At 63.8% G+C, this 26,291-nt stretch carries 20 protein-coding genes; 10 read left to right on the top strand and 10 right to left on the bottom strand.

Going from position 1 to position 26,291, the window contains the following annotated elements:
• Window positions 1-196: 196 nt before the first annotated feature.
• On the bottom strand, window positions 197-943 hold the full coding sequence (locus H3V53_RS23335; RefSeq protein WP_336599976.1) for a beta-ketoacyl-ACP reductase: 747 nt from the start codon (window positions 941-943) through the stop codon (window positions 197-199).
• 378 nt (window positions 944-1,321) lie between these two features.
• Between H3V53_RS23335 and H3V53_RS23340 the strand changes: the two genes are divergently transcribed.
• The 3 genes from H3V53_RS23340 to H3V53_RS23350 are packed head-to-tail and all read left to right on the top strand — an operon-like array spanning window position 1,322 to window position 3,511.
• Window positions 1,322-2,161 (top strand): universal stress protein, encoded by an 840-nt coding sequence (locus H3V53_RS23340; RefSeq protein ID WP_336599977.1) that lies wholly within the window; start codon window positions 1,322-1,324, stop codon window positions 2,159-2,161.
• 16 nt (window positions 2,162-2,177) lie between these two features.
• Complete coding sequence (locus tag H3V53_RS23345; protein ID WP_054925304.1) at window positions 2,178-2,681, top strand: universal stress protein; 504 nt, start codon at window positions 2,178-2,180, stop codon at window positions 2,679-2,681.
• Window positions 2,678-3,511, top strand: a complete 834-nt coding sequence (locus H3V53_RS23350) for a universal stress protein (protein ID WP_336599978.1) — start codon at window positions 2,678-2,680, stop codon at window positions 3,509-3,511. The genes H3V53_RS23345 and H3V53_RS23350 overlap by 4 nt, the downstream gene beginning before the upstream one ends.
• Before the next feature lie 140 nt (window positions 3,512-3,651).
• Here the strand turns inward: H3V53_RS23350 and H3V53_RS23355 are convergent, their stop codons facing one another.
• Entirely contained in the window at window positions 3,652-4,107 is a 456-nt protein-coding gene (locus tag H3V53_RS23355; protein ID WP_054925302.1) for a universal stress protein, read from the bottom strand.
• A gap of 332 nt (window positions 4,108-4,439) precedes the next feature.
• Here H3V53_RS23355 and H3V53_RS23365 point away from each other — a divergent pair, with 332 nt between their 5' ends.
• The 3 genes from H3V53_RS23365 (at window position 4,440) to H3V53_RS23375 (ending at window position 7,098) form a co-directional block, all read left to right on the top strand.
• Window positions 4,440-5,471 carry an Acg family FMN-binding oxidoreductase gene (locus H3V53_RS23365; protein ID WP_336599979.1) on the top strand — a complete coding sequence of 344 codons (1,032 nt, stop codon included), beginning with the start codon at window positions 4,440-4,442 and terminating at the stop codon, window positions 5,469-5,471.
• Window positions 5,472-5,586: 115 nt separating this feature from the next.
• Complete coding sequence (locus H3V53_RS23370; RefSeq protein WP_419539560.1) at window positions 5,587-5,883, top strand: c-type cytochrome; 297 nt, start codon at window positions 5,587-5,589, stop codon at window positions 5,881-5,883.
• Between the two features lie 171 nt (window positions 5,884-6,054).
• Window positions 6,055-7,098 (top strand): methyltransferase, encoded by a 1,044-nt coding sequence (locus H3V53_RS23375; RefSeq protein WP_336599981.1) that lies wholly within the window; start codon window positions 6,055-6,057, stop codon window positions 7,096-7,098.
• Window positions 7,099-7,226: 128 nt separating this feature from the next.
• Here H3V53_RS23375 and H3V53_RS23380 read toward each other — a convergent pair whose 3' ends face one another.
• Complete coding sequence (locus H3V53_RS23380; protein WP_336599982.1) at window positions 7,227-8,855, bottom strand: FAD-dependent oxidoreductase; 1,629 nt, start codon at window positions 8,853-8,855, stop codon at window positions 7,227-7,229.
• Window positions 8,856-9,543: 688 nt separating this feature from the next.
• Between H3V53_RS23380 and H3V53_RS23385 the strand changes: the two genes are divergently transcribed.
• Window positions 9,544-11,016, top strand: a complete 1,473-nt coding sequence (locus tag H3V53_RS23385) for an MDR family MFS transporter (protein WP_336600008.1) — start codon at window positions 9,544-9,546, stop codon at window positions 11,014-11,016.
• 815 nt (window positions 11,017-11,831) lie between these two features.
• Here the strand turns inward: H3V53_RS23385 and H3V53_RS23390 are convergent.
• The 6 genes from H3V53_RS23390 to H3V53_RS23415 all read right to left on the bottom strand — a co-directional run bounded on the left by H3V53_RS23390 (window position 11,832) and on the right by H3V53_RS23415 (window position 21,963).
• Window positions 11,832-13,886: a hydantoinase B/oxoprolinase family protein gene (locus tag H3V53_RS23390; RefSeq protein WP_336599983.1), complete on the bottom strand. Its 2,055-nt coding sequence runs from the start codon at window positions 13,884-13,886 to the stop codon at window positions 11,832-11,834.
• A 20-nt stretch (window positions 13,887-13,906) separates the two neighbouring features.
• Complete coding sequence (locus tag H3V53_RS23395; RefSeq protein ID WP_336599984.1) at window positions 13,907-15,949, bottom strand: hydantoinase/oxoprolinase family protein; 2,043 nt, start codon at window positions 15,947-15,949, stop codon at window positions 13,907-13,909.
• Window positions 15,950-16,212: 263 nt separating this feature from the next.
• Window positions 16,213-18,177: an ABC transporter ATP-binding protein gene (locus tag H3V53_RS23400; RefSeq protein ID WP_336600009.1), complete on the bottom strand. Its 1,965-nt coding sequence runs from the start codon at window positions 18,175-18,177 to the stop codon at window positions 16,213-16,215.
• Between the two features lie 38 nt (window positions 18,178-18,215).
• A complete protein-coding gene (locus H3V53_RS23405; protein ID WP_336599985.1) occupies window positions 18,216-19,208 on the bottom strand; it encodes an ABC transporter permease in 993 nt (330 codons plus the stop codon).
• On the bottom strand, window positions 19,205-20,158 hold the full coding sequence (locus H3V53_RS23410; RefSeq protein ID WP_054927098.1) for an ABC transporter permease subunit: 954 nt from the start codon (window positions 20,156-20,158) through the stop codon (window positions 19,205-19,207). The genes H3V53_RS23405 and H3V53_RS23410 overlap by 4 nt, the downstream gene beginning before the upstream one ends.
• A 224-nt stretch (window positions 20,159-20,382) precedes the next feature.
• Window positions 20,383-21,963 carry an ABC transporter substrate-binding protein gene (locus H3V53_RS23415; RefSeq protein WP_336599986.1) on the bottom strand — a complete coding sequence of 527 codons (1,581 nt, stop codon included), beginning with the start codon at window positions 21,961-21,963 and terminating at the stop codon, window positions 20,383-20,385.
• Window positions 21,964-22,459: 496 nt separating this feature from the next.
• Here H3V53_RS23415 and H3V53_RS23420 point away from each other — a divergent pair, with 496 nt between their 5' ends.
• The 3 genes from H3V53_RS23420 to H3V53_RS23430 all read left to right on the top strand — a co-directional run bounded on the left by H3V53_RS23420 (window position 22,460) and on the right by H3V53_RS23430 (window position 25,777).
• Window positions 22,460-23,350 carry a GNAT family N-acetyltransferase gene (locus H3V53_RS23420; RefSeq protein WP_336599987.1) on the top strand — a complete coding sequence of 297 codons (891 nt, stop codon included), beginning with the start codon at window positions 22,460-22,462 and terminating at the stop codon, window positions 23,348-23,350.
• 415 nt (window positions 23,351-23,765) lie between these two features.
• Window positions 23,766-25,166: an aspartate aminotransferase family protein gene (locus tag H3V53_RS23425; protein WP_336599988.1), complete on the top strand. Its 1,401-nt coding sequence runs from the start codon at window positions 23,766-23,768 to the stop codon at window positions 25,164-25,166.
• A gap of 107 nt (window positions 25,167-25,273) precedes the next feature.
• A complete protein-coding gene (locus H3V53_RS23430; RefSeq protein ID WP_336599989.1) occupies window positions 25,274-25,777 on the top strand; it encodes an Lrp/AsnC family transcriptional regulator in 504 nt (167 codons plus the stop codon).
• Window positions 25,778-25,881: 104 nt separating this feature from the next.
• Here H3V53_RS23430 and H3V53_RS23435 read toward each other — a convergent pair whose 3' ends face one another.
• Entirely contained in the window at window positions 25,882-26,280 is a 399-nt protein-coding gene (locus H3V53_RS23435; protein ID WP_336599990.1) for an AraC family transcriptional regulator, read from the bottom strand.
• Window positions 26,281-26,291: the final 11 nt, after the last annotated feature.

Here is a 26,291-nt window from a genome sequence, read left to right on the forward strand (position 1 = left end):
GTCCCTGGTTGGCCGATACGACGGGACGCTGCCGCCCTTCACGCGATCGGCGCCGGGCTGCGACGCCAGCATTGCCGCGATTCGACGCGTCGTCCCCGTGCGACAGCAATACGCCACGGGCATCGTGCAGCGAAGTTCGGACGCGTCGGTCTGCCTGCGTCGCGGCGGCGATCTGCCGGTAACTGCGACGCCAGACTCACTCCATGTGCATGCCGCCGTTGATGGCGAGATTGGCGCCCGTCATGAACGCCGCGTCGTCGGAGCACAGAAACGCCACGAGTGCCGCGACCTCTTCAGGACGTCCGAGCCGCCCAACGGGAATCTGCGGAAGAATCTTCGTTTCCATGATGTCGTGCGGGACGGCCTGAACCATCGCCGTCGCCAGATAGCCCGGCGACACCGTATTCACAGTGATGCCGTGCTTCGCGACTTCCAGCGCCAACGACTTCGTGAATCCATGCACCCCCGACTTCGCAGCCGAATAATTGACCTGCCCGAATGCGCCACGCGAACCATTCACCGAACCCACATTGACAACACGCCCATAGCCGCGCTCGACCATGCCGGGCAGAAACTGCCTGGACATGTTGAACAGTCCATCGAGATCGGTGCGCAGCACCGCATCCCAATCCGCCTTGCTCATACGGGCAAACGTCGCGTCGCGTGTGATGCCGGCGTTGTTGATGAGGATATCGACCTTCTTGAACTCGTCGAGGACGCGTTTCGCACAACGCTCGCACGAATCGTAATCGGTGACATCCGCTTCGTACGCGTGAAAGCGACGGCCGAGATCACGCTCTTTCATCAACCACGTCGCGACGTGGTCATTGCGCGTCGAATAAGACATCGCCACTGTGATGCCGGCATCGTTCAGCGCCCGACTGATCGCAGCGCCCAGCCCGCCCATGCCGCCCGTGACGAAAGCCACACGTCCTGTTTCCATGTCAGACCTCCATGCCAGTTGCCTGATGAACAGGCGATCGAACTGCGCGCGCCTCGTTCGACGGCGCAGCGCCATGCACGATCGCGTGCTGACATGCCTCGGTCACGTGTAAAGGCGCTGCCAGGGCCGCGCGGCAAACCCCAGGCGGCGCGACGGCATCGGATTCTCGCTTCATGATCAATGCTCCACAGTCGATGAACGGCAAAGACATCTCTGTCTAATCTAGCTGCGCATCACCGGCATGGATTGACCTGCATCAAGCCGCCATCCCGCATCCCAGGCGTTGATCTGCATCAACCGCCGCGGCGGACCGCCTCATAGACTCGATTGCAGCGCGGGTGCGCCCGCTTATCCGCATCGACCCCTGGAGCCTTGGCGATGAGTTACCCAAGCATTCTCGTTCACCTGGACACGGGCACGCATGCGCAGTCCCGTCTCGATCTGGCGTTGCAGTTTGCGCGCCGCTTCCACGCAAAACTCACGGGCGTCCTGTGCACCTATGTGCCGGACCCGCATGCCCTCTTCATCATGGGAGGCACCGCCAATTACTACATCGAGCACGAGCGGCTGCGGGAAGACCGCTGCATGACGCTCCAGCATCACTTTCACGCGGCGCTCACGCGTAACAAGATGGAGGGACGGTGGATCGCGGCAACAGGCTACGCGAACGATGTCATGCCGCCGTACGCACGCCTTGCGGATCTGATCGTCGCAGGCCAAGCCGATGTGGTCGATCCCGAGTCGTTCGTAGCCGAGCAGTTCATCGAAAATCTGGTGATGGCGGCGGGGCGCCCCGTGCTGGTGGTGCCGTCGAGCGGCTCATTCACGGAATGCGGCAAGCACATTCTGATCGCGTGGGACGCAAGCCGCGAAGCGACGCGCGCGATTCACGATGCGCTTCCTTTTCTGTCGAACGCAAGCAAAGTGACGCTGGTGACCGTCAACGCGGAGCGGGACGCACCGGGTTGCCCACGCATTCCCGGGGCCGATATCGCGCTGACGCTGGCACGTCATGGCGTGAAAGTCGAGGTCCGTGACATCGCTGCTGAAGGTGGCACGCCCGTCGGCGACGTCCTGTTGTCTCAGGTGTCCGACCTTGGCTGCGACATGATCGTCATGGGCGCTTACGCGCACACGCGTCTGCGGGACCTGGTGATGGGCGGTGCCACGCGCACGCTGCTCCGGTCGATGACAGTGCCCGTTCTGTTCTCGCACTAACCCTCGGAGAGATGCCATGTATAGCCGCATACTCGTTGCGCTCGACGGTAGCGACACGGCTTCGCGCGCGCTCGATACCGCCGTGAAGCTCGCCGCCGAACATGGGGCCCAGTTGCTGCCCTTGTATGTGATCGACGTGCCCGTGATCGCCTACGACGCGCCCGGCTTCGATCCATCCATCATCCGGGACGCGTTCGAGGAAGAAGGCAGGCGCATCTCGTCGGATGCCAAGGCGCGCCTTGACAAGCGCGGCGTGACGGGCACGCCGCAAGTCGTCGAGGTCACGCCGCCCGGCGAGGACGTCGCGCATCGCATCAACACGATGGCCGCGCAATGGCATGCCGATCTGATCGTCATGGGCACGCATGGCCGCCGTGGCTTCCGGCGTCTCGTGCTCGGAAGCGTCGCGGAGCGGGTGTTACGAAGCGCGGCCTGCCCCGTGCTGATGATTCCGGCGCGTGCGGCCGGTCTTCCCGCCGGTTCCGCTGCTGCAACGTCCAATGAAAAGGCACTGACATGAGCTACAAAACGCTGCTCGTCCATATCGACGATAGTCGCCATGCCCCGATCCGGATTGCCTTGGCGCTCGATCTTGCGCGGCGCTGGGAGGCTCACCTGATCGGGCTGTACGCCGTGTCCACCGACACGCTCAGGCGGTCGTTCGCGCGGGACGATCGCGCTTCGTTCGCCGAGTTCGAAGCGCAGCTGGCCGAGCGCCAGCAACGCGCGCACGACGCGTTCCTCGCCGCTGCGCAGCGTTGCGGCCACGGCAGCGTCGAATGGCGAGCGCCACGTGGCCCTGCGCTGGAGGTGGCCACGCTGCACGCTCGCCATGCGGATCTGCTGATACTCGGTCAGGACGATCTGCGGGATGCAGCGTCATACGTTGCGCCAAGGTTCGTCGGCAGTCTGGTGCTCGACGCGGGCCGTCCGGCGCTGGTGATTCCGCATGCCGGCACCGTGAACGCACCGGGCGACAATGTGCTGGTCGCATGGGACGGCAGCCGCGAAGCGGCGCGCGCCGTAGCAGACGCGCTTCCGTTACTGAAGGCGGCGCGTTACGTGTCCGTCGACATCGTACGGCGAGCCGACCCTCATTCGGAGGCGCCCGTCGGCATCGATGTGGCAGCGTGGCTCGACAGCCACGGCATTAATGCATCGTTTTCGCTGACGCCGCCTCGTCTGGGCGCACGAACGGGCGCGTCGCTGCTCGCTCGCGCGTCGGATCTGCACTTCGACCTGATCGTGATGGGCGCTTACGGCCATTCCCGCGCGCGTGAGCGGGTATTCGGCGGCGTCACGCAGACGATGCTCGAATCGATGACCATACCGGTGCTGATGTCCCACTGAAAGCACTGACAGTGCACCTGGCGCGGCGGTGACAACAGGCGGTACGAAGGTCATCCGTCGCGCCGGCCAGTGCATGTCCGAGCTGCGGCAATGCGATCAGGCAGCCCATGCGCCGCGTCAAAAGCGCGGGCCGCCTGACATTACGCGAGAGGCGTCGAATCGTGCCGCACGACCAGCACCGGCTTTTGCGTAGCACGCACGAGCGACTCCGCGACACTGCCGAGCAAAAGCCGCCGCGTGCCACGCCTTCCGTGCGTGCCAATCACGATGATGTCGGCGTCGCATTCCTCAGCGGCCCGCGCCAGCACTGCGGACACGTTTTCACCGTACGCATCGATGGCCCGCACCGTTCCGCGCACGCCGGCTTCGCGCAACACCTGCTGCGCGCCTTCGAAGACCCGGCTGGCAATACTCGAGGCGATACGCGTTTCAGGCTCCAGTTCGTATCCCGTGTCGCCTTCCGGCCACTTGCCCCTATCGACGACGGACAGCACCTCCACGACCCCATGCGACAGGCTCGCCAGCCGCACGGCCTCTCCTAGCGCGCGCTGCGCGCAAGCGCTGTCGTCGAGCGCGACGACGATTCGTTCGTACATGGCCCACCTCCGTCAAATAATTGACAGTGTGGTCCCGCTCGGTCCGCCGAACTTGACGCACGTCAACGGCTGCCCAAACCTCAGGCGCGCATCTGGACCACTCCACGGGCTGAACAGCGAAATCGTCCGCGAGCCGGGACAGCGATGTTGCCCGGCACCATGACCGCCGAACAGCCTCTGGCGGCGTTTTTCCTCAACCTCTCGAAGCGCTTCAAGAAGCGCGGCTTCATGGTCGCAACGGCACCGCCAGAAGATTGACCTGCCTCAAATGCTCCCCGACGTTGCGTGCCACGATGAAGACAAGTCCCTCAAGGATCGAAAGGAACATTCCCATGAGCACGCACGCGTCCCCTTCTGCATGGCAGCCCGACGAGCATCTCTTCGACGCCCTCGCGCCGATGGAAAAGCAGATCCGTTTCGCGCTCCAATACGCCGTGCTCGCACCGTCGAATCACAATGCGCAACCGTGGCGATTCATCGTCGATGGGGACACTGTCCACCTCTGCGCCGACCGCACGCGTGCGTTACCCGTCGTCGATCCGTTCGATCGCGAGATGCTGATCAGTTGCGGTGCGGCGTTATTCAATTTGCGCGTGGCGTTGAGCCATTTCGGACTCGCCTGGTCGATCCGGATTTTCCCGTCGGACTTCGATCCCGATGTCGTCGCGCGTATCAAGGTCACCACGACGGGTGCCCGCGACCCGTCGCTGGCGAACCTGTTCAACGCCATAACCCGACGCGTGACAACGCGATCGCCCTTCGCCAGTGAACCCATAGCCGAATCCTTGAAAAGCCAGATGATCGGTGCGTGCGATGCGGAAGGTGCCATCGCTGTCTGCGTAGACCAGGAGTCTTCCCGTCGGTCCATCGCACAGTTGATCGCGGAAGCCGACCACATGCAGTTTGCCGATCCGCGCTTTCGACGTGAACTCGCAAGCTGGATTCATCCGCGCCGGCACTCCGACGGCATGCCTGCGTATGGCGCTGCCGTGGGTAGCCTGCTCGATTTCGCACTGCCGCTTATGGCGTCAGTCGTGCGTGTATTCGACGTCGGTGCCGGGACGCCCGCCACTCATCAGCGGCTTGTCGAGGGCTCGCCGCTTCTCGTAGGCATTGCGACTATCCGCGACGACCGCGAAGCCTGGCTGGCCGCGGGCCAGGCCCTCCAACGTATGTTGCTGGTCGCGACGTCCAACGGGTTGACAGCGTCGTATCTGAATCAGCCGATCGAAGTCACGACGCTGCGCGATCAGCTCAGGGCCCTGTTGAACGTCGACGCCGTGCCTCAGTTGCTGCTGCGCGTCGGGCGCGGTCCACATGCGGAGCATTCGCCGCGGCGAGAGTTGTCGGACGTCGTGGATTGATGCCTGGGCATTTGCCTTCGGTGATGAAAAGAGAACAAATCCTGGGTGGACACAAGGAGTCGTTGCCGTGATTCATGCACGCCCTTTCGTTATCTTCGCCTGCGCGTCGAGCGTATTGCTCGCCAGTGTGAGTCCAGTTCGCGCTCAATCGAAGGAACCGGATGGCCTGGTCGATCAGCACCACTGCATGTTCTGCCATACATCCGATGCTCCCTTTCTTGCGCCTTCGTTTCATCAGATTGCAGACCGGTACCGCAACGTACCGAACGCAGCACAGATGCTCGAAATCAAGCTTAGAAAAGGTGGGCGTGCGCATTGGGGCGACACGGCCATGCCGCTGCCCCCGGAACGCGGCGGGTCCATCTCGGCAGAGGACGCCCACCAGCTGATTCAATGGGTCATGACGCAATAGCAGCGCGGCAAAGCGACTGTCGCCAGATGCGCTCTGGCGGCCACCGGTTGCACACCGAGCTGGAATCTGTCTGTACGGTAGCGAACGCTCGAAAAATTTCCTTTCGCCTACCATCCTGTCTGATGCTGGATCACACGTCCTCCGGGAGCAATGATGGAAAGCACATCGAGCATGGATCGACAGGAGCCAGGCGCTGACCACCCGCGCACGCGAGAACCCTCGCCTGAACGGCTACTACAACTGGGCATGGGGTTCTGGGCGTCCAAGACCCTTTTGTCCGCAGTCGAACTCGGTGTCTTCTCGTGCCTCGCGACGGGACCTCGCGACGCTGCGGCGCTTACCGAGGCACTCGGATTGCATCCGAGATCGGCCCTCGACTTTCTTGACGCGCTGGTCGCATTGAATCTGCTGGAACGCGAAGACGGGAAATACCGCAATACGCCAGACGCCGAGCTTTTTCTGGACGTGGCCAAGCCTGGCTATGTGGGTGGATTACTGGAAATGGCCAACGCGCGCCTGTATCCGTTCTGGGGCCATCTGACGGAAGCGCTTCGCACGGGGCTTCCACAGAACGAGGCGAAAGGGGGTGGCAATCCCTTCGACGCGATGTATCGCGACGAACACAAGCTCCGGGGTTTCCTCAGGGCGATGAGCGGGGTCAGCCTGGGCACGGCCAAGGCGATTGCGCAACGATTCCCCTGGCGCAACTACAGCACTTTCATCGACATCGGTGCCGCCCAGGGCGCGTTACCTGTGCAGGTCGCGCTTGCGCATCCGCACTTGCGCGGCGGCGGCTTCGATCTGCCCGTAGTGGGCCCTGTGTTTGAAGAGTACGTAGCGTCGCACAACCTGCAGGACCGGCTGCATTTCTATCCCGGCGACTTCTTCAAGGAGGAATGTCCATCCGCCGATGTGCTGGTGATGGGACACATCCTCCACGACTGGGATCTCGGGCAGAAGCTCGAGCTCCTCGCGAAATGCTACGCGTCGCTACCGCCCGGCGGTTGCCTGATCGTCTACGACTCGGTAATCGACGATGACCGCAGGCGCAATGCGTTTGGCCTGCTGATGAGCCTGAACATGCTCATCGAGACACCGGGCGGTTTCGACTATACGGGTGCGCAGTGTCGCGAATGGATGCAGGAAGTCGGCTTCAAACAGATACGCGTCGAGCCGCTTACCGGCCCCGATTCAATGGTGATTGGAACCCGGTAGAAACTCGCCGCGAGATCCGCAAGCATTCTCATGGCGGGACGTCACGCCATGGCTTCACGTCAACGTGTTTAAAGCTGGCACGTGGGGCGTTAACCTGACGATAAACCTATTTGCACGCCTCTAACTATTCATCCTCGACGACTTTCCAGGTATTTGTGAACGAATGCGATTGCCATACTGCCTTCTCCAACGGCGGAGGCGACACGTTTGACGGGACTCAGTCGTACATCACCGCATGCGAATACGCCCGGGATACTCGTTTCGAGCAGGTAAGGGTCGCGAGTTTCGGACCAGCGCCCGGCCTTAACGACATCGTCGCCCGTGAGCACGAACCCGCGTTGATCGCGCGCGATCTCCAACGGTAGCCATCCCGTCTCCGCGTCTGCACCGATAAAAACGAAGAGCCCTCCGCAGGCTTTCCAGCTCACCTCTCCATGTGACCGGTCCCGCAGACAGATCGCGGACAGACGCGAGTCCCCCCGTACCGCGGTCACTTCCGAATCGAGTTGGACGGAGACGTTGGATTTTGCCTTGATCTGCTCGATTAGATAACGGGACATGTTTTTCTCGAGCGAATCCCCACGCACGACAAGCGTTACGTGCCGAGCATGATTGGCGAAATTCAAGGCGGCCTGACCGGCTGAATTGCCACCGCCGATGAGGAAAATGTCGAGACCGTGCGTACCACCGGAATCGCCGCGCGAGGCACCATAATGGATACCCTTACCAGCAAATCGCTCACACCCCTCGATATCGAGCCTCCGCCAGCTGACGCCTGTCGCGAGGATGATTGTTCGCGCCTGAATGATGTCGTCCCCATCGAGGTGTAGACAGTGGGCGCCAATCTCGACTTTCCTGACCGATCGCGCAACCACGATCTCCGCACCGAGTCTCTTCGCCTGCTGCAACGCGCGGCTTGCAAGCTCTTCCCCTGATACGCCATTCGGAAAACCCAGATAATTTTCGATGCGCGATGAGGTGCCCGCCTGCCCACCTAGTGCCTCGCGCTCGAGGACCAGAGTACGCAGACCTTCAGATGCACCATAGACGGCTGCCGCAAGCCCAGCTGGACCTCCTCCGATAATTACGGTGTCATAGTCCCGAAGGCTCGGCTGGGTGCGCAAGCCAAGCGCTGTAGCGAGCTGTCGAGTTGACGGGCGCCGGAGAACAGCCCCGTCATGCAATTTCAAAAGGGGAAAATCAGCTTCTTGAAAACGTTCCCCGGACTCCGAAGACTGCTTCTCGAAATCATCGGGCGCCTTCACCTCAAAGCTTATCTGATTGCGTTGCAAGAACTGTTGCAACGCCCTGCAGGCAGGATCAAGGCGATCGCCGATCATCGTCGCCCGAGGCGCGGGCGGCTCGTCAGCGATTTCCTGCAACCCTCCGACGCGCTCTCGGGCGAGGAGACCCACTTTTACGGCGATTTCTCGGCATGAGGCCGCAACTGCATAATAGTGTTGTGTGTCGACACGCATAACCCGAGACGGCAAAGCAGCTCGGTAAGAGATAACGAATGGCGAGCTCAACACAAGCGGCAGTTCGCCGAACACACTTCCAGGCGTTCTCCAACCAAGCGTGCGCTCAACACCATCAAAGACCTTGAAGGCTTCTAATTTCCCTTCCAGCACTGCGTAAAGCGCAGGCTCTCCGCCCTCATGTACGGCAAAATCTCCGGCTTGCAAATGTACATCGCCAGCGGACCTTGCCAAACGATCAAGTTCGCTGTCTGGCAGACCAGCAAACAAGGGAATCATTCGTACATCGTCTATCGTGAGCATATGAAGTGCGGAAATAGGGCGAACATATAGATCGCGAGAATAATTTGCTTCTCGCGATGATCCGCTTCCGCAAACTGTGTCCCCGCGCTTTCTTCATACATTAGACCCGACGGCTTTCAGAGCATTGTAATTTGCGACACCGATAGCTCGCTTGATAACGCTTTTCCGCCACCGCAACGGCCACATTCTCCGACCGGAAAGCCCGCTTCGGTGCGACTACCGGCCGCCTCCGAACCACTGCCCACTCCCCTTGGCTGCCAGCTGCGGCTTTCTGCGCTGCAACGCACGCCTCTGCCGAACTTCGGCCAATAAGCCATGCGGTGGCGCTGGCGCCGTCGCTCGGCCCGGCAAGCGGCAGCGCTCACGCGCCGGTTTCACCATTCGCGCGCCGGCTAATCAAAGGATCATTCACTCCGCCTGGAACGCTGCCCCCATGTCGGGCAATGTCGGCAGATATCCGGTTGAGTCGCCTGAGCAGATTTTTGAATCTTTCGGGCAGGGGAAAACGGGTAGCTCGGCCCTACAGTTGAGTCCGGGCCATCCGGAGATTCCCGCTTATCTGGGACAGGCGGTTTGCCAAGTCTATCGACATCGGTGACGCGCGGAGCATGTCCTGAACCGTCGCCATTTCAGCAGGAATCTCATGAACACATTGTTAGTCAACCTGTCTTCCAGATCGGAGACATCCAGGCCACTTGTCATCGCAGCCGTGATGGCCTCGCTGGCGATGGTCGCCATCGAAGCGACAATCGTCTCGACTGCCATGCCGCAGATCGTGACGAAACTCGGCGGACTGCATTTATATAGCTGGGTTTTCTCGTCGTTCTTGCTGACGCAGACCGCCATGACGGTGGTCTTTGGCAAGCTCGCGGATATCTTTGGTCGCAAGCGAATCATGCTGACCGGTATTGCCATTTTCCTGGTCGGATCGTTGCTGGCAGGCTTCGCCTGGTCGATGCCTGCGATGATCGTGTTCAGACTCATTCAGGGCATCGGCGCCGGCTCAATACAACCGGTCACGCTGACCATCGTGGGCGACCTCTATCCGGCGAAAGAGCGTGGAAAGGTTCAGGGCTATCTGGCCAGCGTGTGGGCGACGGCGGCCGTCCTCGGACCAATGATCGGCGGATTGATTGTCCGTGACTTATCGTGGGCGTGGATCTTCTGGATCAACATCCCCATTGGATTGATTTCAGCCGCAGGATTTGTCCTGTTCCTGCATGAAAAGGAAAGAGGCGCTCGGCCATCGATCGATATCGGCGGTGCGGTTCTCTTTACCGCGGCCATCGCTGCGCTCATGATCGGTTTGACGAGCCTGAGTACAGGGGACTATACGCACGCAATGCTCAGCGGCAGCGTGTTCATCGCAAGCGCGGCGCTGTTTGTCTGGCAGGAGCGGCGAAGCCCGGACCCGATGATCTCGTTTAGCCTGTGGGGGCATCGGCCCATTGCGATGACCAACCTCGCGACGCTTTTCTCCGGCATGGCCTTGATGGGGCTGACAACCTTTCTGCCGATGTATGTTCAGGGCGTGCTGCATCGCACGCCGGTGGTCGCGGGCTTTGCGCTGACCATGGTCATGGTGGGCTGGCCGCTGGGCGCCACGCTTTCCGCCCGCTCCTTTCACCGGTTCGATTTGCGCAAGCTGCTGATCGGTGGAAGCACAGTGATCCCGGTTGGCGCGATGCTCTTCGTGTCGTTGACCCCTCATAGCACACCGCTTGTGGCCGCTATCGGATCGCTGGTCATGGGCTTTGGAATGGGCGCGCTTAGCGTCACTTCTCTCGTCCTCATCCAGGAGCAGGTCGACAAGTCGCAACGTGGCAGCGCTACCGCCTCAAACCTGTTCTCGCGCAACCTTGGAAGCACACTCGGCGCGACCGTCTTCGGCGCCTTGCTCAACTACGGACTGGCTCATTCGAAGACGCTTGGCGCCGTCACTTCCGATCAACTGCGCAAGGTGATCGAGTCAGCACCCGGCAGTACGGACAGCGTTGCCGCCATTCGTCTGGCTCTTCATCAGTCGGTTCATCTGACGTTTGCCGGACTCTTTATCGTCGCTTTGGCAATCGTCGTTTTCGCGGTTCTCGTGCCCACCGTTGCTGCGGCCAGAAACCGTGAAGCGCCTCAGCGTTGAGCATGGATTCGTTGCTCCCTTCGCACGTGAGGCGTCGCCCTTCAATTCCTCTCGAAGAGACGCTCATCGCTGGTCTGGCACCGCAATTCAATATTGCGATGCAGCAATTTTGCGCCTATGCTCCTCTGCATGTTCCGCTCGGACTTGCATGCTCGGACCGATGGCAAGCGAGCAATATGCCGCTCGAGAAGCACGTTCGCTGTCCAGGCCGACGCGTTGAGGACTGGAAGGATCCGGGTGTTTGCCGCATGTAGTTACCCCGGGCAGTCCCCTTTTTGCGAACCTCGCATAAGCGGCAGTTCGGATACCGGATAACGTCAACGACGAAATCAGGAGGCACTGTGGAAGTTTGCGAAATATGCGCAAACATTGACGGCCGCCCCGTCGATGTTCAACGGCAAGACAGCCTCACATTGATCGGTATCGCAGAGTGCAACGGTACGCTCGCTCTCGAGCACTATCGTTGCACCAAGTGCCGGGCTGTTATCGCGAGACGATTCATGGGTGATTCCAATGAGCGAATCTGGAGCGTGATAGAAGCCGCACATTAAAGGAATAATTTGCGTCATAGAAAATCGCAAGGTAACTGAAGCCGATCCAGTGTAGCGAACGTCGAACGCGTTGCGGTTTTCATGCCGGTCGCACCCAGAAGCATGCACTGTCGCGCGTGTACAGCGGATAGCATCCGTACGGGTCGCCCGGACCAACGGGCTTTGTCAGAAAACCAACGAAGCGCCCGTTCTCGGCTTCATAGTCGGCCCAGCTGGCGTTCTATCCCCCAGGCCGGTGCGCTGCGTCGCTTCGGCGGCGACATCTCATCGACCACGATCGCTTGCTGTCACCGCGACCCCGCCGTGATCCGCCATCTCGAACTCCTTGCAGGCGACGCATAGCTGGCAAAACAGCTGATCCACGAGCGCCGCATCACCGTGATCGACCTCGCCTTGCGCAGCAAGCTCCGCAACATGCGCATCGAGTGCTTCAAACAACCGGTGCTTGATGAAGTGGCGCCATTGCACCGGCTGGCGGGCAAGGATGCCAGTCAACGCGGCGTAACGTTCGCGGGTCCACTTCGCCTCGAACGCGTCACGGTACGGGCCGTACGTGAACGCGGGCACGTCCACCCCGTTCAGCCGGTCGCGCAGCGCACGGCGCAATGTGGCGGTCGCGGCTTCATCCACCTGATCGCCGGTCAGCGCGACACCATAGGTCTCGCGCGCGTCGTTCGCCGAGACATAGCCGCGCAGCACGTCGTCACGCACCCGCAACGGATCGCGATCCACCGGACGCCCATAGCCGCCCGCCCCAGCGCCAATCAGCCGAATCACGTCGCCCGGCATGCAGACGACCAAATCGTTGTTTTCGAGCTCTTCAGCGTGCGGGGTGCCGGGATTGCGCGTGAAGCGCGCATTCGCGCCCGCGTGGCCGCCGCGTACGCCCCAGGACGCGAACCGCGTGCGGTCCCGGTTGCGCGCGGTGACGAGCGTGTTCGGTGAAAACACCTTGAACTCCATCACGAGCCCCTGTCCGCCGCGATACTGCCCCGCGCCGCCCGAGCCCGGCGCCACGCCATAACGCAGAATGCGGATGGGCACTTCCGCCTCGTTGATTTCGACCGGCGTGTTTCGCAGAAACGCGTTGTTCGCGCCGGAACCGTCTTCGCCGTCATCGTTGGGACCGCCGCCCGCGCCGCCGCCAATGGGTCCAATTGACGCCATCACGGTCGCGCCTTGCGCGCCCGTTGTCTTGACGCTAAGGATCGATAGCCCGCCGGCCGGGCACGCGCCAAGCCGCTCCGGCACCGCCTGCGAGAACGCGCCGAAAGTCAGCAGGTGGGTCAGCTTGCAAGTCAGACTGCGCATGCCGACCGCGGCCGGCGCCTGCGCGTTGACCACCGTCCCTTCGGGCAGGATGCAGCGCGCCACGCGCAGCATCCCAGAATTCAGCAGGATCTCCGGATTGAGCGTGTACAGCACGTAGACAAGTCCGACGAGCGCGAGCGCATGCCGTTCGCGTCCGCCCGTCGGCATGTTCAGCGAGGACTGCAATTGCGGGTCGCTGCCCGTGTAGTCCATTTCCACGAGGCCGTCGCGGATGCGCGCGGTCAGCGCGACACGCATCGGCTTGCCTTTGACCGAATCTTCATCGGCAAATTCGGCGAAGAAATAGTCGCCGTCCGGGATCGCGCGCAAGACGGTGCGCGCCTGCTCCTCCGAGTAGTCGAGCAACGCGCTCATCCCCGTCTTGAAGCCGTCGATGCCGAAGCGCTCGACAATCTCGAGCACGCGGCGCTCGCCGGTATGCAGCGACGCCAGTTGCGCATGCAGGTCGCCGGTGTTCTGGCCGGGCACGCGCACATTGGTCGCCATCAGCCGGATCAGCGACTCATCGACCACGCCCTTGCGCACGATCTTGCACGGCGGAAACCGGATGCCCTCCTGCTGGATTTCCGTCAGCGTGCGCGACAGCGAGGCGGGCACAGCGCCGCCCATGTCGGTGTTGTGAATATGGCCGCCGACGAAACAGATGATCTCGCCTTCGTAGAACACCGGCTTCCACAGCACGATATCCGGCGTATGCGTCGCGACGAAGCCGCTATACGCGTCGTTGGTCATGCCGATGTCGCCCGGCTCGTAGCAGTCGATCATGCCGATCACGGCGCTGTAATCAAGACCGACATACCACGTCGCGCCGAGCGTTTTCGGCGACGCGAACGTGAGTCCCTCAGGCGTCGTGATCGCGCACGAGAAGTCTTCCGTCTCCTTTACGAAGGTCGAATGCGCGGTGCGCACGAGCGTGAAGGCCATGCTCTCGGCGGCCGCCACGCAGTAGTTCGCGAAAATCTGAAGCACTGCCTTGTCGAATTGCATGAGCGCAGCTCCCTGGGCGATCAATGAACGAGCGTGAAAACGAGGTTGCCGAAGCAGTCGACCCGGCCGCGAAAACCGGGCAGCACGCTGGTCGTGCAATCGTCCTGCGCGACCACCGCGGGTCCGTCGAACTGCTCGCCCGCCTTGAGGTCCGCGCGCCGGTAGAGCGCGGCGTCGTGAAACGCGCCGTCCATGTAGACGCGGATCGTGCCCACCGAGACCGGCGCGCCCTCGCCTGCGGCGACGGGCACCGGCACCGGCTTCGGCGTCGCCGCGCTGATGACCAGACGCAGCGCGATCACCTGCACGGTCGCGCGCATGTCGCGGTGCCCGTACAGCCGCTCGTGCTCGCGATGGAACGCCTCGGCCAGCGCGCCGAGGTCGCCGCACGCAAGCCACGCTGCGTCGAGCGGTGTGTCGATCTCGAAGGACTGCCCCTTGTAGCGCATATCGGCCGACACATGCAGTTTCGCGCCCGCGTCGTCGCCGATCTGTTCGCGCAGCCACGCGCGCGCCGCCGTGTCGAGCGCGTGCAGGTCGTCGGCGAGACGCGCGAGCGTGCCGCCATCGAGGTCGTAGTAGGTGGTCTTGACGAAGTCGTTGCGGGTGTCGGCGATCAGTCCGCCGAGCGCGCTCAGCACGCCCGGCGCGGTCGGCACGACGATGCGCTTCATGCCGAGCGCCCGCGCGAAATAGCACGCGAGCATCGGCCCGGCGCCGCCGAACGGCAGCAGCGCGAACGCGCGCGGATCGATGCCGAAGCGTGACACGATCCGGCTTACGCCGGTGTACATGCCGGACACCGCGACATCGACGACTGCCTCGGCCGCCGCATACACGCCGATACCGAGCTTGCGCGCGAGCACGCCGATCGCGCGATGCGCGGCATCGTGATCGACGCTCACCGAGTTGTAACCGAGGCTCGCATTGCCGATCACGCCGAGCACGACGAATGCGTCGGTGATCGTCGCGCGGGTGCCGCCGCGCGCGTAGCATACGGGCCCGGGATTCGAGCCCGCGCTTTCGGGGCCGACCTTGAGCACGCCGAAGTCGTCGACCCACGCGATCGAGCCGCCGCCGTCGCCGATCGACGACACCGACACAGACGGGATATGAATCTGGAAATCCCCGATATATTCACCGCTCGCGTACTGCGGCTCGCCGTCGACGATCAGCGCGACGTCCGCGGTCGTGCCGCCGATGTCGAGGCTCATGCAGTGATCGATTCCGCTTTGCCGCGCGACATAAGCCGCACCGATCACGCCCGACGCGGTGCCCGACAGGATCATGTGCACGCAGTTGGTCTTGCCTGCCTCGGCGCTCATCACGCCGCCATTGGACTTGGTGACTTTCATGTCGGCGGTAATGCCGGTCTCGACCAGCGCGCGTTGCAGAGAACCCAGATAGTGCGACACCTTCGGCTGCACATAGCCGCCAATCACCGCCGTCGACGTCCGCTCGTATTCGCGGATGATCGGCCACACATCACTCGAACAGGACACGAAGAAGCCCGGCATCGCGCGCTCGATCAGCGCCTTCACTGCATGCTCGTGCGCGGGGTTGCGGTACGCATGCAGGAGCGCCACCACCACGCCTTCACAACCGGACTGCTGGAGCCGCGCGAGCGCGTCAAGCACGCTCGCTTCGTCGACCGGCGTCTCGACGCTGCCGTCCGCCGCGAGCCGCTCGACCACGCCGAACACGCGTTCGCGCGGCACCAATGGCGCGGGCCGCTTCGACATCAGGCTATACATGTCCGGGCCCTTCAGGCGCGCGAGATCCAGCACGTCCTCGAAATGTCGCGTGGTGATGAGGCCGAGCCGCAGACCCTTGCGCTGCACGACAGCGTTCACGCCGACCGTCGTGCCGTGCGTGAAGTACGTCACGTCGGTGGGATCGATGCCGTCGCGCACGCGCAGCGCTTCCATGCCGCGCAGCACTTCGCTGCCGGGGCTATCCGGCCGCGAGAAGACCTTGAGCGTTTTCAGCTCGCCCGTCGCATCGTCCAGCACCGCGAAATCGGCAAACGATCCGCCGATGTCGACTCCGATTCTCAAGCCCATTGACCCGTATCCTCGCAAAATGTCCGGCAAGCGCGTGCCCGACGAGACAAACCGTGCCCCGCCGCGCATCGCGGTGGGAGCACGCCAGAAGCTTCGATTCGCAGGGGCGGCGCAGGTCGCGCGTTCGAGTTACGCGTGCGCCACACGGTGCATGTCACGCGGCTCGGCTACAAGAGGCGCGTGTCACGCGCCCGTGCTGCCAGCGCAAGCGCGTGTGCGACGCGCACTCCCACAGGCATCGCGCGTCGCACACGCGCGTCGCCTCAACCCCGCAAGCTCGCAGACTGCGCAAGCACGGCCATTGCCGCCGCGTCATCGCCCGGCACGCTCTGGTATTGCTCCAGCTCTGCCTCGCTGCGATGGCACAGCACCTGCGCGCCACTCGCGAGCGTGCGCTCGGTCGGCGCAGTGCGATTGCAAACGCCGTCGATCCGCATCGGGCAGCGCGCGAGAAACGTGCAAAGCTCTGACTCATGCGTCGCTTCGCCGATCGGCGGCAGCGCGCGATGGCAGCGCTCATCCGCTTCCTCGAGCCAGCCCTCGCGCAACTCGGGCGCGGACGACACCAGCAGATGCGAATACGGGTGATACGGCGGCGCCGACAGCGCGTCGCGATTGCCAGTCTCGACGCGGTGTCCCGCATACAGCACGACGATGTCGTCACTGATCGCGCGGACCTTGGCGATGTCGTGCGTGATGAACAGGTATGACATGCCGAGCTCTTTCTGCAGATCGCGCAGCAGTTCGAGAATCGCCGCGCCGACCACCGTATCGAGCGCGGACGTGACTTCGTCGCACAGGATCAGTTGCGGTTCGGCAGCGAGCGCCCGCGCCAGATTGACGCGCTGCTTCTGTCCGCCCGACAGCTCGCCGGTGCGCCGCTGCGCGAGCTCCGCGGGCAGCCGCACCAGGCCGAGCAGTTCGGCGACGCGGCGCTTCGCGGCCTCGCCCTTTATGCCGTGATAAAACTTCAGCGGCCGCGCGAGCGTGCGCTCCACGGTATGGGTCGGGTTGAGCGCGGTGTCCGCGTTCTGGAACACGATCTGGATGCGACGGAACTGTTCGCGGCTGCGGCGGCGCAGGTCGGCCGCAAGCGGCTCGCCGTCGAGCATCAGCGTGCCGCGCGCCATCGGCACCAGTCCGGCGATCACCTTCGCGAGCGTGGTCTTGCCCGAGCCGGATTCGCCGATTACCCCGACCGTCTGTCCCCGGCCGATCACGAGATCCACGTCGTTCAGGATCACCTTGTTCGGCCAGCCTTTCGCATTGGTTCCGCCGTAACCGGCCGTCAGACGGCGCAGTTCAAGCAGCGGCGCGGCGGCCGCCTGCGCCTGGTTGGCGGACGCCCCGGTTGCCCCGGTTGCCGCCCCAGTTGCGTCGACGTCCTCAGGGGCACCCGCCAGCGCCGGCGCAACCGGCGTAATCGCGGCAATCAGGCTTTGCGTATACGGATGTGCCGGTGCATGCAGAATCTGCTGCGTGCGGCCCGTTTCGCGAATCTCGCCATTGCTCAGCACGACGATGCGATCCGCCATCTGAGCGACCACCGCCAGATCGTGCGACACATAGACGGCCGTCATCCCACACTGGCGGATCACACGGCGAAACGCCTGCAGCACGTCGATCTGTGTGGTCACGTCAAGCGCCGTGGTGGGTTCGTCGAGGATCACGAGCTCCGGGTCGGTGATCAGCGCCATCGCCGCCATCAGTCGCTGCAACTGTCCGCCCGATACCTGGTGCGGATAGCGCCGCCCGATCGTCTCCGGTTCCGGCAATGCGAGCGCGCGAAAGAGCTCGACCGCTTTCTCCTGCGCCGCGCGTTTGGTGAGCACGCCGTGGATCAGTGCGCTTTCGACCACCTGGTCCATGATCGTGCGGGCTGGGTTGAATGCGGCCGCCGCGCTCTGCGCGATATACGCGACCTTGCGGCCGCGCAGGCCAGCGAGCGCTTTTGGCGCCAGCCCGAGCACGTCGGTGTCCCCGACCCGGATCGCGCCGCCCACGATCCGGCAGCCGCTGCGCGCATGGCCCATCAGCGACAGCGCGATCGTGGTCTTGCCCGAGCCGGATTCGCCGATCAGCGCGAGCACTTCGCCGCGCGCGATCTCGAAGTCGATGTCGTGAACAATCGTCGTATCCGGCTCGCCCGGACGGCTGCCGACCACGCGCAGCCCGCGCACCTCGACGAGATTCGACGACGGCAACGGCGCGGCGCCCGATCTGGCCATGATGGCCGCATGAGCACGTCTGAAAAGATGGGCCTTCATCAATGGCCTCCGTCAGCGTCGGCCGCGCCCTTGCGGCGGCCGCGATGCGGCAACCCGTCGATCAGCAGGTTCACGCCCACCGTCAGGACGGCGATCGCAATAGCCGGCAGGATCACGACCGGCACGCCTTCGCCGAGACCGGCGATGTTCTCGCGCACCAGCGACCCGAGGTCCGCATACGGCGGCTGCACGCCGAGCCCCAGAAAGCTCAGGCTGGAGAGCAGCAGCACGACGAACGTGAAGCGCAGTCCCGTGTCGGCGAGCATCGGGTGAATCATGTTGGGCAGCATCTCGAAGCACGCGATGTACAGCGCGCTCTCGCCGCGCGCCCGCGCCACCTGCACGTATTCGAGCGTGCCGATGTTGACGGCGAGCGAACGCGCGATCCGGTACGAGCCCGGCATGTAGCTCACCGCTGCCGTGACGATCAGCAACGACAGCGACGAGCCAAAGGCGGCGACGATCATCAGCGCGAACATCTTCGACGGAATCGACGTCACCGCGTCGAGCAGGCGGCTCATCGTCTCGTCGATGCGCCGGCCGGCGACTGCCGCGAGCAGCCCGAGCATGGTCCCCGTGAGCGCCGCAAGCAGCGCGGCGGCGAGCGCGAGCACCACCGTCAGCCGCATCCCGTAGATGATGCGGGTTAGCATGTCGCGGCCGAGGTAGTCGGAGCCGAGCGGCAGCTTCGCGCTGAAACCAGCGAACACGTCGGGCGTGAGAATCGCGCCGACCGGATGGGGGGCAAGCCACGGCGCGAACGCGGCGACGAACAGCGCGGAGCCGACCATCGCCAGGCCGATCCAGCCGCCTAGGGACAGGTTCATCCGTTGCGCGACGCTGCGGCGGCGCACCGGCTGCGGCGCCCGGCCCCCGCCGTTGCCCCACGAGCGGCCAGGCTCGGCGCCCTGCGGCAACGTGCTGCTGCGCTGCGCCGGCTCGAGTGCGCCGGGCCGGTGCGGCGTTTGGGAAGTAGGTCGAAGGATCGTCATGTCCGCAGCCTCGGGTTCGAGATGATGGCGCACAGGTCGGCAAGCAGCACGAGCAGCAGATACCCGAGACAGAACAACAGCGTGCAGGCCTGTACGAGCGGGAAGTCGCGGTTGCTCACCGCATCGACCATCAGGCTGGCGAGGCCCGGATAGTTGAAGATGGTCTCGACGACGATCACGCCGCCGAGCAGATACGACAGGCTCAGCGCGATCGCGTTGGCGATCGGGCCGATCGCGTTGGGCAGCGCATGGCGCAGCACCACGCGCGCGGGGCTCGCGCCCTTGAGCATCGCCATTTCCGCATACGACGAACTCAGTTGCTCGATCACTGCTGCGCGCGTCATCCGTGCCATCTGCGCGACGACTACCGCGCAGAGCGTGACGACGGGCATCGCGTAGGCGCGCAGAAAATCATGCAGGCTGTCGATCTCGCCGCTATACGACAACGCTGACAACCAGTGCAGCTTGACGGCCAGCACCAGCACCGCGAGCGTCGCGATCAGGAACTCCGGCGTCGCCACCAGCGACAACGTGCCGAGGCTCACGATCCGGTCGATCAGCGACTCGCGGTTGACCGCCGCGAGAATGCCCGCCGACACCGCGATCGGCACCGACACGGCCGTCGTGATCGCGGCGAGCGTCAGAGACTTCGGCAGACGCCCTTCGATCAATTCAGTCACCGGCAGATTGTTCGACAGCGACACGCCGAAGTTCGCGTGCAGCAGGCCGATCAGCCAGTGGATGTAGCGCAGCCACGCGGGCTGGTCGAGACCGAACTGCTGGCGCAGCGCCGCGACCGTTTCGGCGGTCGCCGACTGGCCGAGCGCGGCCTGCGCGGCGTCGCCGGGCAACAGGTTGGTGATGACGAAAATGATGATCGAGACGATCAGCAGCGTCAGCGCGGTGACGGCGATGCGCCGGCCGATCAGCTCGGCGATGTTCCCGTTCATGGGCAAGACCTCCTCGGTTGCGCTGCGGCTACGCGGGCGCGGCATCGATGCGCCGGCGTAGCCGCAGCCGTTGGGGCTGCTTGAGACTGTGCTGCGGGATAGCTGGGGTGTTGCTGCGTGTTGCTGCGTGTCGCTGCGTGTCGCTGCGTGTTGCCGTTGTGTTGCGCAAGACTGCAGCAAGACTAGTCGCCGCGCTCGCGCGCTTCGGCTTCGTCGTCAGCGTGTCACGCGTTCCACCACACGTACTCGGCGAAGTTGAAGCCCATCATGGCGCCCGTCGGCACCGGTGCAAGTCCTTGCAGCTTCTTGTCGTTCGCATCAAGCAGGCTCAGGAAGGTCGGAATGCCGATGCCGCCCTGCTCCGACACCAGCACCTGCATGTCGCCGTACATCTGCTTGCGCTTCGCGTCGTCGGTTTCGGAGCGGGCGGCGACCAGCAACTGGTCGAACTTCGGGTTGTTCCAGCCCGACTCGTTCCACGGTGCGTCCGACTTGAAGAACTGCGTGAACAACACGTCGGCGCTGGAGCGCGGATTGACGCTGCCGAAGCCGAGCGGATGCTTCATCCAGTGATTCGACCAGTAGCCGTCGGCCGGCACGCGATTGATGTTCAGATTCACCCCGATCTTCGCGGCGCTTTGCTGCAGCAGCACCCCCATTTCGACCGAGCCGTTCGCGTCGGTCGTTGCGTAGATCGGCGGCAGCGTCGCGCCGATCGCCCCGGCCTTCTGGAAGTGGAACTTCGCCTTGTCCGGGTCGTGCGGCCGCTGCGGCAGCGACGCGTTGAAGTAGCGGTGCCCCGGCGGAATCGGCTGATCGTTGCCGATCACCGCATAGCCGCGAAACACGGCGCTGCGCACCTGGTCGCGGTCGAACAGATACTTCATCCCCTGCACGAAATCGGGGTTGCCCGACGTCGGATTGTCGCGGCGCATGATCAGGTCGGTATAGAGACCCGACTTGGTCTCGCGGACTTCGTAGCCAGGCGTCGCCGCGATGCGCTGCGTCGCGCGCGGATCGACGGAATTGATCAGATGAACGTCGCCGGAGAGCAGCGCATTGACCCGCGCCGCGTCGTCGCCGATCCCGATCAGTTCGATCTGGTCGAGATAGGGGCCCGCGCCCGTTTTCCAGAAGCTGTCGTTGCGCACGCCGACCGTCGAGACGCCCGGCTTGAACGTCTTCACCTTGTAGGGGCCGGTGCCGACTGCCGTCGTGAAGTCGGTCGTGCCGTCCTTGACGATCACGAATTGCGGCGTCGCGAGTATCACCGGTAAATCGGCATTCGCAGACGCGAGCGTGAGCGTGACTTCGTTCGGGCCCGTCTGCTTCGCGTCCACGAACTGGTCGGCGAGCGTCTTCACCTTCGACGCAGTGGCCGGATTCTTGTGACGCATCAGCGAATAGACCACGTCGGCGGGCACGAGCGCCTTGCCGTCGTGGAAGGTCACGCCCTTGCGCAGCTTGATCACCCATACCTTCGCGTCGCTGCTGTCCACCGATTCCGCGAGGTTCATCCGTGGCGTCAGCGACGCGTCGAGCTGCGTCAGGCTGCTGTAAAACATGAAGAAGCGGATGTAGTCGGAGCCGGCTGAGCCCTTGGCCGGGTCGAGCGTATCGGCGGTCGACGATGCGTCGTAAGCGACCCGGATCTTGCCGCCTTTTTTCGGCGTGGGCGCGGCGAACGCCGGGCTCGCCCCTGCCAGCAGCCCTCCCGCTCCGGTGGCGAGCATGCCCCCGGCGGCCAGCAAACGCATCATGTCACGGCGGCTGAAACCGCCCTTTTTGATTTCGTCGTCGTACATGCGAACTGCTCCTCACTCGAGATTGAACGTGGGATATCCAGCGTTGGTGTTCGACGGCGCGCCGCGTGCTGGTCGCGGTGCGGTGTGACTGCATGAATCGATTTAAGCACTGCAAAAACTGCCGTTGATCGCGTATCAGCAGACGCGACCATCCGAAAACGCGGTTTTGAGCGGTACAAACAGCATGTTTTGCCGCCCCTGGCATCGACCCTGATATGCGCTCCCTGCACCGCCCTGTGCGAGCGCCGACGAACGCCGCTGCATGAACATCATCGTAGAAGTGAGCGCGCCGCAGATTGCATCGACAAAATTGGCCGTTTCGGCACGCCGCACGCGATCTGGACCGCCTGAGCGCGCATTTCGTATCACAGGCCCCGCCGCTGCGCATGGCCACTGCTTCCTTGTGCGCGCTGCACCATGATAAAAAATTCATACTGGTCATCGGCCGGGCAACGTGCAACAGTCGCGGCACGGCCGACTACTCCGGGAGCGCCCCGTGTCCGATCCCACCACCCAAGCGCTGTTCACCTGCCGACGCCTGTGCCTCGACGACATTCCCGCCGCCCAACGGCTGTCTGCGGCGATCGGCTGGCCGCATCGCTGCGAGGAATGGCGTTTTTCGGCGTGCACCGGGATCGGCTTCGTCGCCGAGATGGCGGGCGCGCTGGTCGGCACGGTAGTGTGCTGGGCATTCGGCAGCGATCGCGCGACGCTCGGCATGCTGCTGGTTGCGCCGGAACATCGGGACAAGGGGATCGGCGAGGCGCTGTTCGCCCGCGCGCTCGACGAACTTGGCGAACGCGACATCACGCTGTACGCGAGCGATGCCGCGCGGCCGCTGTGCGAAGCGCTCGGCTTCGAGGCCTGCGGCGCGCTCGATCAGATGCAGGGCGCGGCGTTCCGGCCGCCGCTCGTCGCACTGCCCGCGAACGAACGGCTACGTCCGCTCGGCGCGCGCGATACGCCGCAACTGATCGCGCTCGCGTCGCGCGCGAGCGGTCTGGATCGCAGTCTCGTGTTGCCGCCGCTGCTCGATCTGGCCGATGGCATCGCGCTTGATCGCGACGGCGAACTGCTCGGCTTCTCGCTGTTTCGCCGCTTCGGACGCGGGTTCATCATCGGCCCGGTGGTCGCTGGAGACGCGCCGGACGGCGTGCATGCGAAGGCGCTGATCAGCCACTGGCTCGCGCTGAACGAAGGCGCGCTGATCCGTATCGATGTGCCGCATGGACACGGTTTGCGTGCGTGGCTAAGCGGCCTCGGTATTGTCCGTACCGAGACGGTAGTGAAGATGCGGCGGCCTGCCGGTGCGAAACGTCACGTAGATACGGATCGCGCCGAACGCGCGCTGCATCAATTTGCCGTGACCATGCAGTCGCTTGCGTGACTGGGGCCGCCGCGCGTAGCGCGGTTTTGCGCCCGGCATTGCACCTGTTGTTGCGCATGTCGTCGCGTTTGTCGTCGCGTTTGTCGTCGCGTTTGTCGTCGCGTTTGTCGTCGCGTTCGTCGTCGCGTTCGTCGTCGCGTTCGTCGTCGCGCCTGGCCGTGCGATTGCCGTCATGTTTTTTCGACATCGCGCATGCACTCTGGCCGCTCGCCCTAACACGCCACCCAGCCTCATCGACAAGGCGCCATCTCACGCCCCGCTATTAAGCACGTGCAGCACAAAATGCTGTCTGCGGGGTGCAAAACGCTGCACGCACGCTCTTTGGGCGTTTCTTTGGCGGAACGGCACGCATGCGGCTGTCGCTACTATCAGGGGGTGAGTCTTACCGTTCGTCACGTGCCGGGAACATACCATCATGTCAAAAAAATCGCTTATCGACGCCGACCGCAAGCATCTGATCCACCCCGTCATCAACTACCGTGCGCACGAAGCGCGCGGCGCCACCGTGCTCGAATCCGGCCAGGGCGCCAATCTTCGCGACATCAACGGCAACGAGCTGCTCGACGCATTTTCGGGCCTCTGGTGCGTGAACGTAGGCTACGGCCAGCAGAGCATCGTCGAAGCGGCGACGCGTCAGATGACGAAGCTGCCGTACGCCACCACCTATTTCCACTTTTCGTCGGAGCCCGCGATCGAGCTGGCCGACAAGCTGGTAGCGCTCGCGCCCGCTTCGCTGCAGCACGTGTACTTCACGCTCGGCGGCTCCGACGCGGTCGACTCCGCGATCCGCTTCATCACGCATTACTTCAACGCGACCGGACGTCCGTCGAAGAAGCAGATGATCGCGCTGGAGCGCGGCTATCACGGATCGTCGTCGGTCGGCGCTGGGCTCACCGCACTGCCTGCGTTTCACCGCAACTTCGATCTGCCGCTGCCGCACCAGCATCATCTGCCGTCGCCGTATGCGTACCGTCACACGCCACGCGGCGACGCGCAGGCGCTGATCGCCGCATCGGTCGCCGCTCTCGAAGCGAAGGTCGCGGCACTCGGCGCGGAGAACGTCGCCGCGTTCTTCTGCGAGCCGATCCAGGGATCGGGCGGCGTGATCGTGCCGCCGGCCGGCTGGCTGAAAGCGATGCGCGATGCGTGCCGGCGTCTGGACATCCTGTTCGTCGCCGATGAAGTCATCACGGGCTTCGGCCGCACGGGTCCGCTCTTCGCGTGCGAAGCGGAACAGGTCGAGCCCGATCTGATGACGGTCGCCAAAGGGCTGACTTCCGGCTACGCGCCGATGGGCGCCGTGCTGATGTCGGACGAAATCTACCAGGGCATTGCCGGCGACGCACGCGATACCGCGATCGTCGGTCACGGCCAGACCTATTCCGCGCACCCCGTCAGCGCAGCGATCGGCCTCGAAGTGCTGCGTCTTTACCATGAAGGCGGTCTGCTCGCGAACGGTCAGGCGCAGGCGCCGCGCTTTGCAGCCGGTCTCGATGCGCTGCTAGATCATCCGCTCGTGGGCGACTCGCGTCATCGCGGCCTGCTCGGCGCGCTCGAACTGGTCGCCGACAAGAATTCGCGCGCCCGCTTCGACCCGGCGCTGAAGCTGCCGGACCGGATCGCGGCCGCCGCGTACCGCAACCGCCTCGTGTTCCGCGCATTCGGCGACAACATTCTCGGCTTCGCGCCCGCGCTGTGTTTTGTCGAAGCTGAATTCGAGCAGATGTTCGGCCGCCTGAAGCGCACGCTCGACGAAGTGCTTGACGAAGCGGAGGTACGCGCCGCGTTGCGCACAGCGAGCCGCGCGGCTGCCTGAGCCGCCTGAGCGCGTGATAACATCGGCCTGCGCGGCGCTTCACCGGGCCTCACCCGGGCAAAGCGCGACGAAGCGACAAGCAGAACCTTCGACGGGCAGACCGATACATGACGACGAGCGGCGACACCAAGCTGGACCGGACCGACCTGCGTATTCTCTCGCAACTCCAGAAGAAAGGCCGTATCACGAACGTCGAGCTCGCGGACGCCGTGGGGCTCTCGCCGAGCCCCTGTCTGATCCGTGTGAAGCGCCTCGAAAAGGCCGGCTACATTGTCGGCTACGGCGCCCATATCCAGCTTCAGAAACTCGGTGACGTGCAGATCGTGTTCACCGAGGTCACCCTCGCCGACCATCGCCGCGAAGACTTCGCCAAGTTCGAGGCGGCCATCCGTCCGGTGGATGAGATCGTCGAATGCCATCTCGCGAGCGGCGGCTACGACTACCTGCTGAAGTTCGTCACGCGCAGCGTCAACCACTATCAGAGCGTGATCGAAGGATTGCTGGAACGCGATATCGGCATAGAAAAGTATTTCAGCTACGTCATCATCAAGACGCCGTTCGTGAAATCGGAGTACCCGCTTGAGACGCTGTTCTCGCAACACCATCAGTGAAGGCGGATGCATGAAAGATGAAAGGCCACCGGCGTTGATACCGGTGGCCTTTCAGTTTATGTCGAGTTCTGGTGGCGGGCTCCGCTGTGGCGAGCCGCTAGCAATCAGCCGTCGGCGCTTAGCCACTCCCCCGGGGTTCTGCCGAGCACGCGTTTGAAATGCCGGCACAGATGGCTCTGATCGAAGAAGCCGACTTCGGTCGCGACGATCGACGGCGGCAGGCCGCGCCGCAGCAAACGCTGCGCATGCCGAACCCGCACCAGCCGTACATACTGCTGCGGCGAGACGCCGATCTCGGCGCTGAAGCGCACCGCAAATCTCGAAATGCTCAGGCCGGCGATGGCTGCGAGCTCGGACAGGCTGATCGGATCGGCGAAACAGGCGTCGATGAAATCGAGCGCACGCTGCACCGCGCGGCTCGGACGGTCCGGCGCGCGCGCCGGATGACGGCTCTCGCTCGCTGATTGCGGCGAGGACGACGACATCGGGCTCAGGCTAAGCATCGGCGCTCCGT

This window comes from Paraburkholderia bengalensis, assembly GCF_037126505.1.
GTDB classification, from domain to species: Bacteria; Pseudomonadota; Gammaproteobacteria; order Burkholderiales; family Burkholderiaceae; genus Paraburkholderia; species Paraburkholderia bengalensis.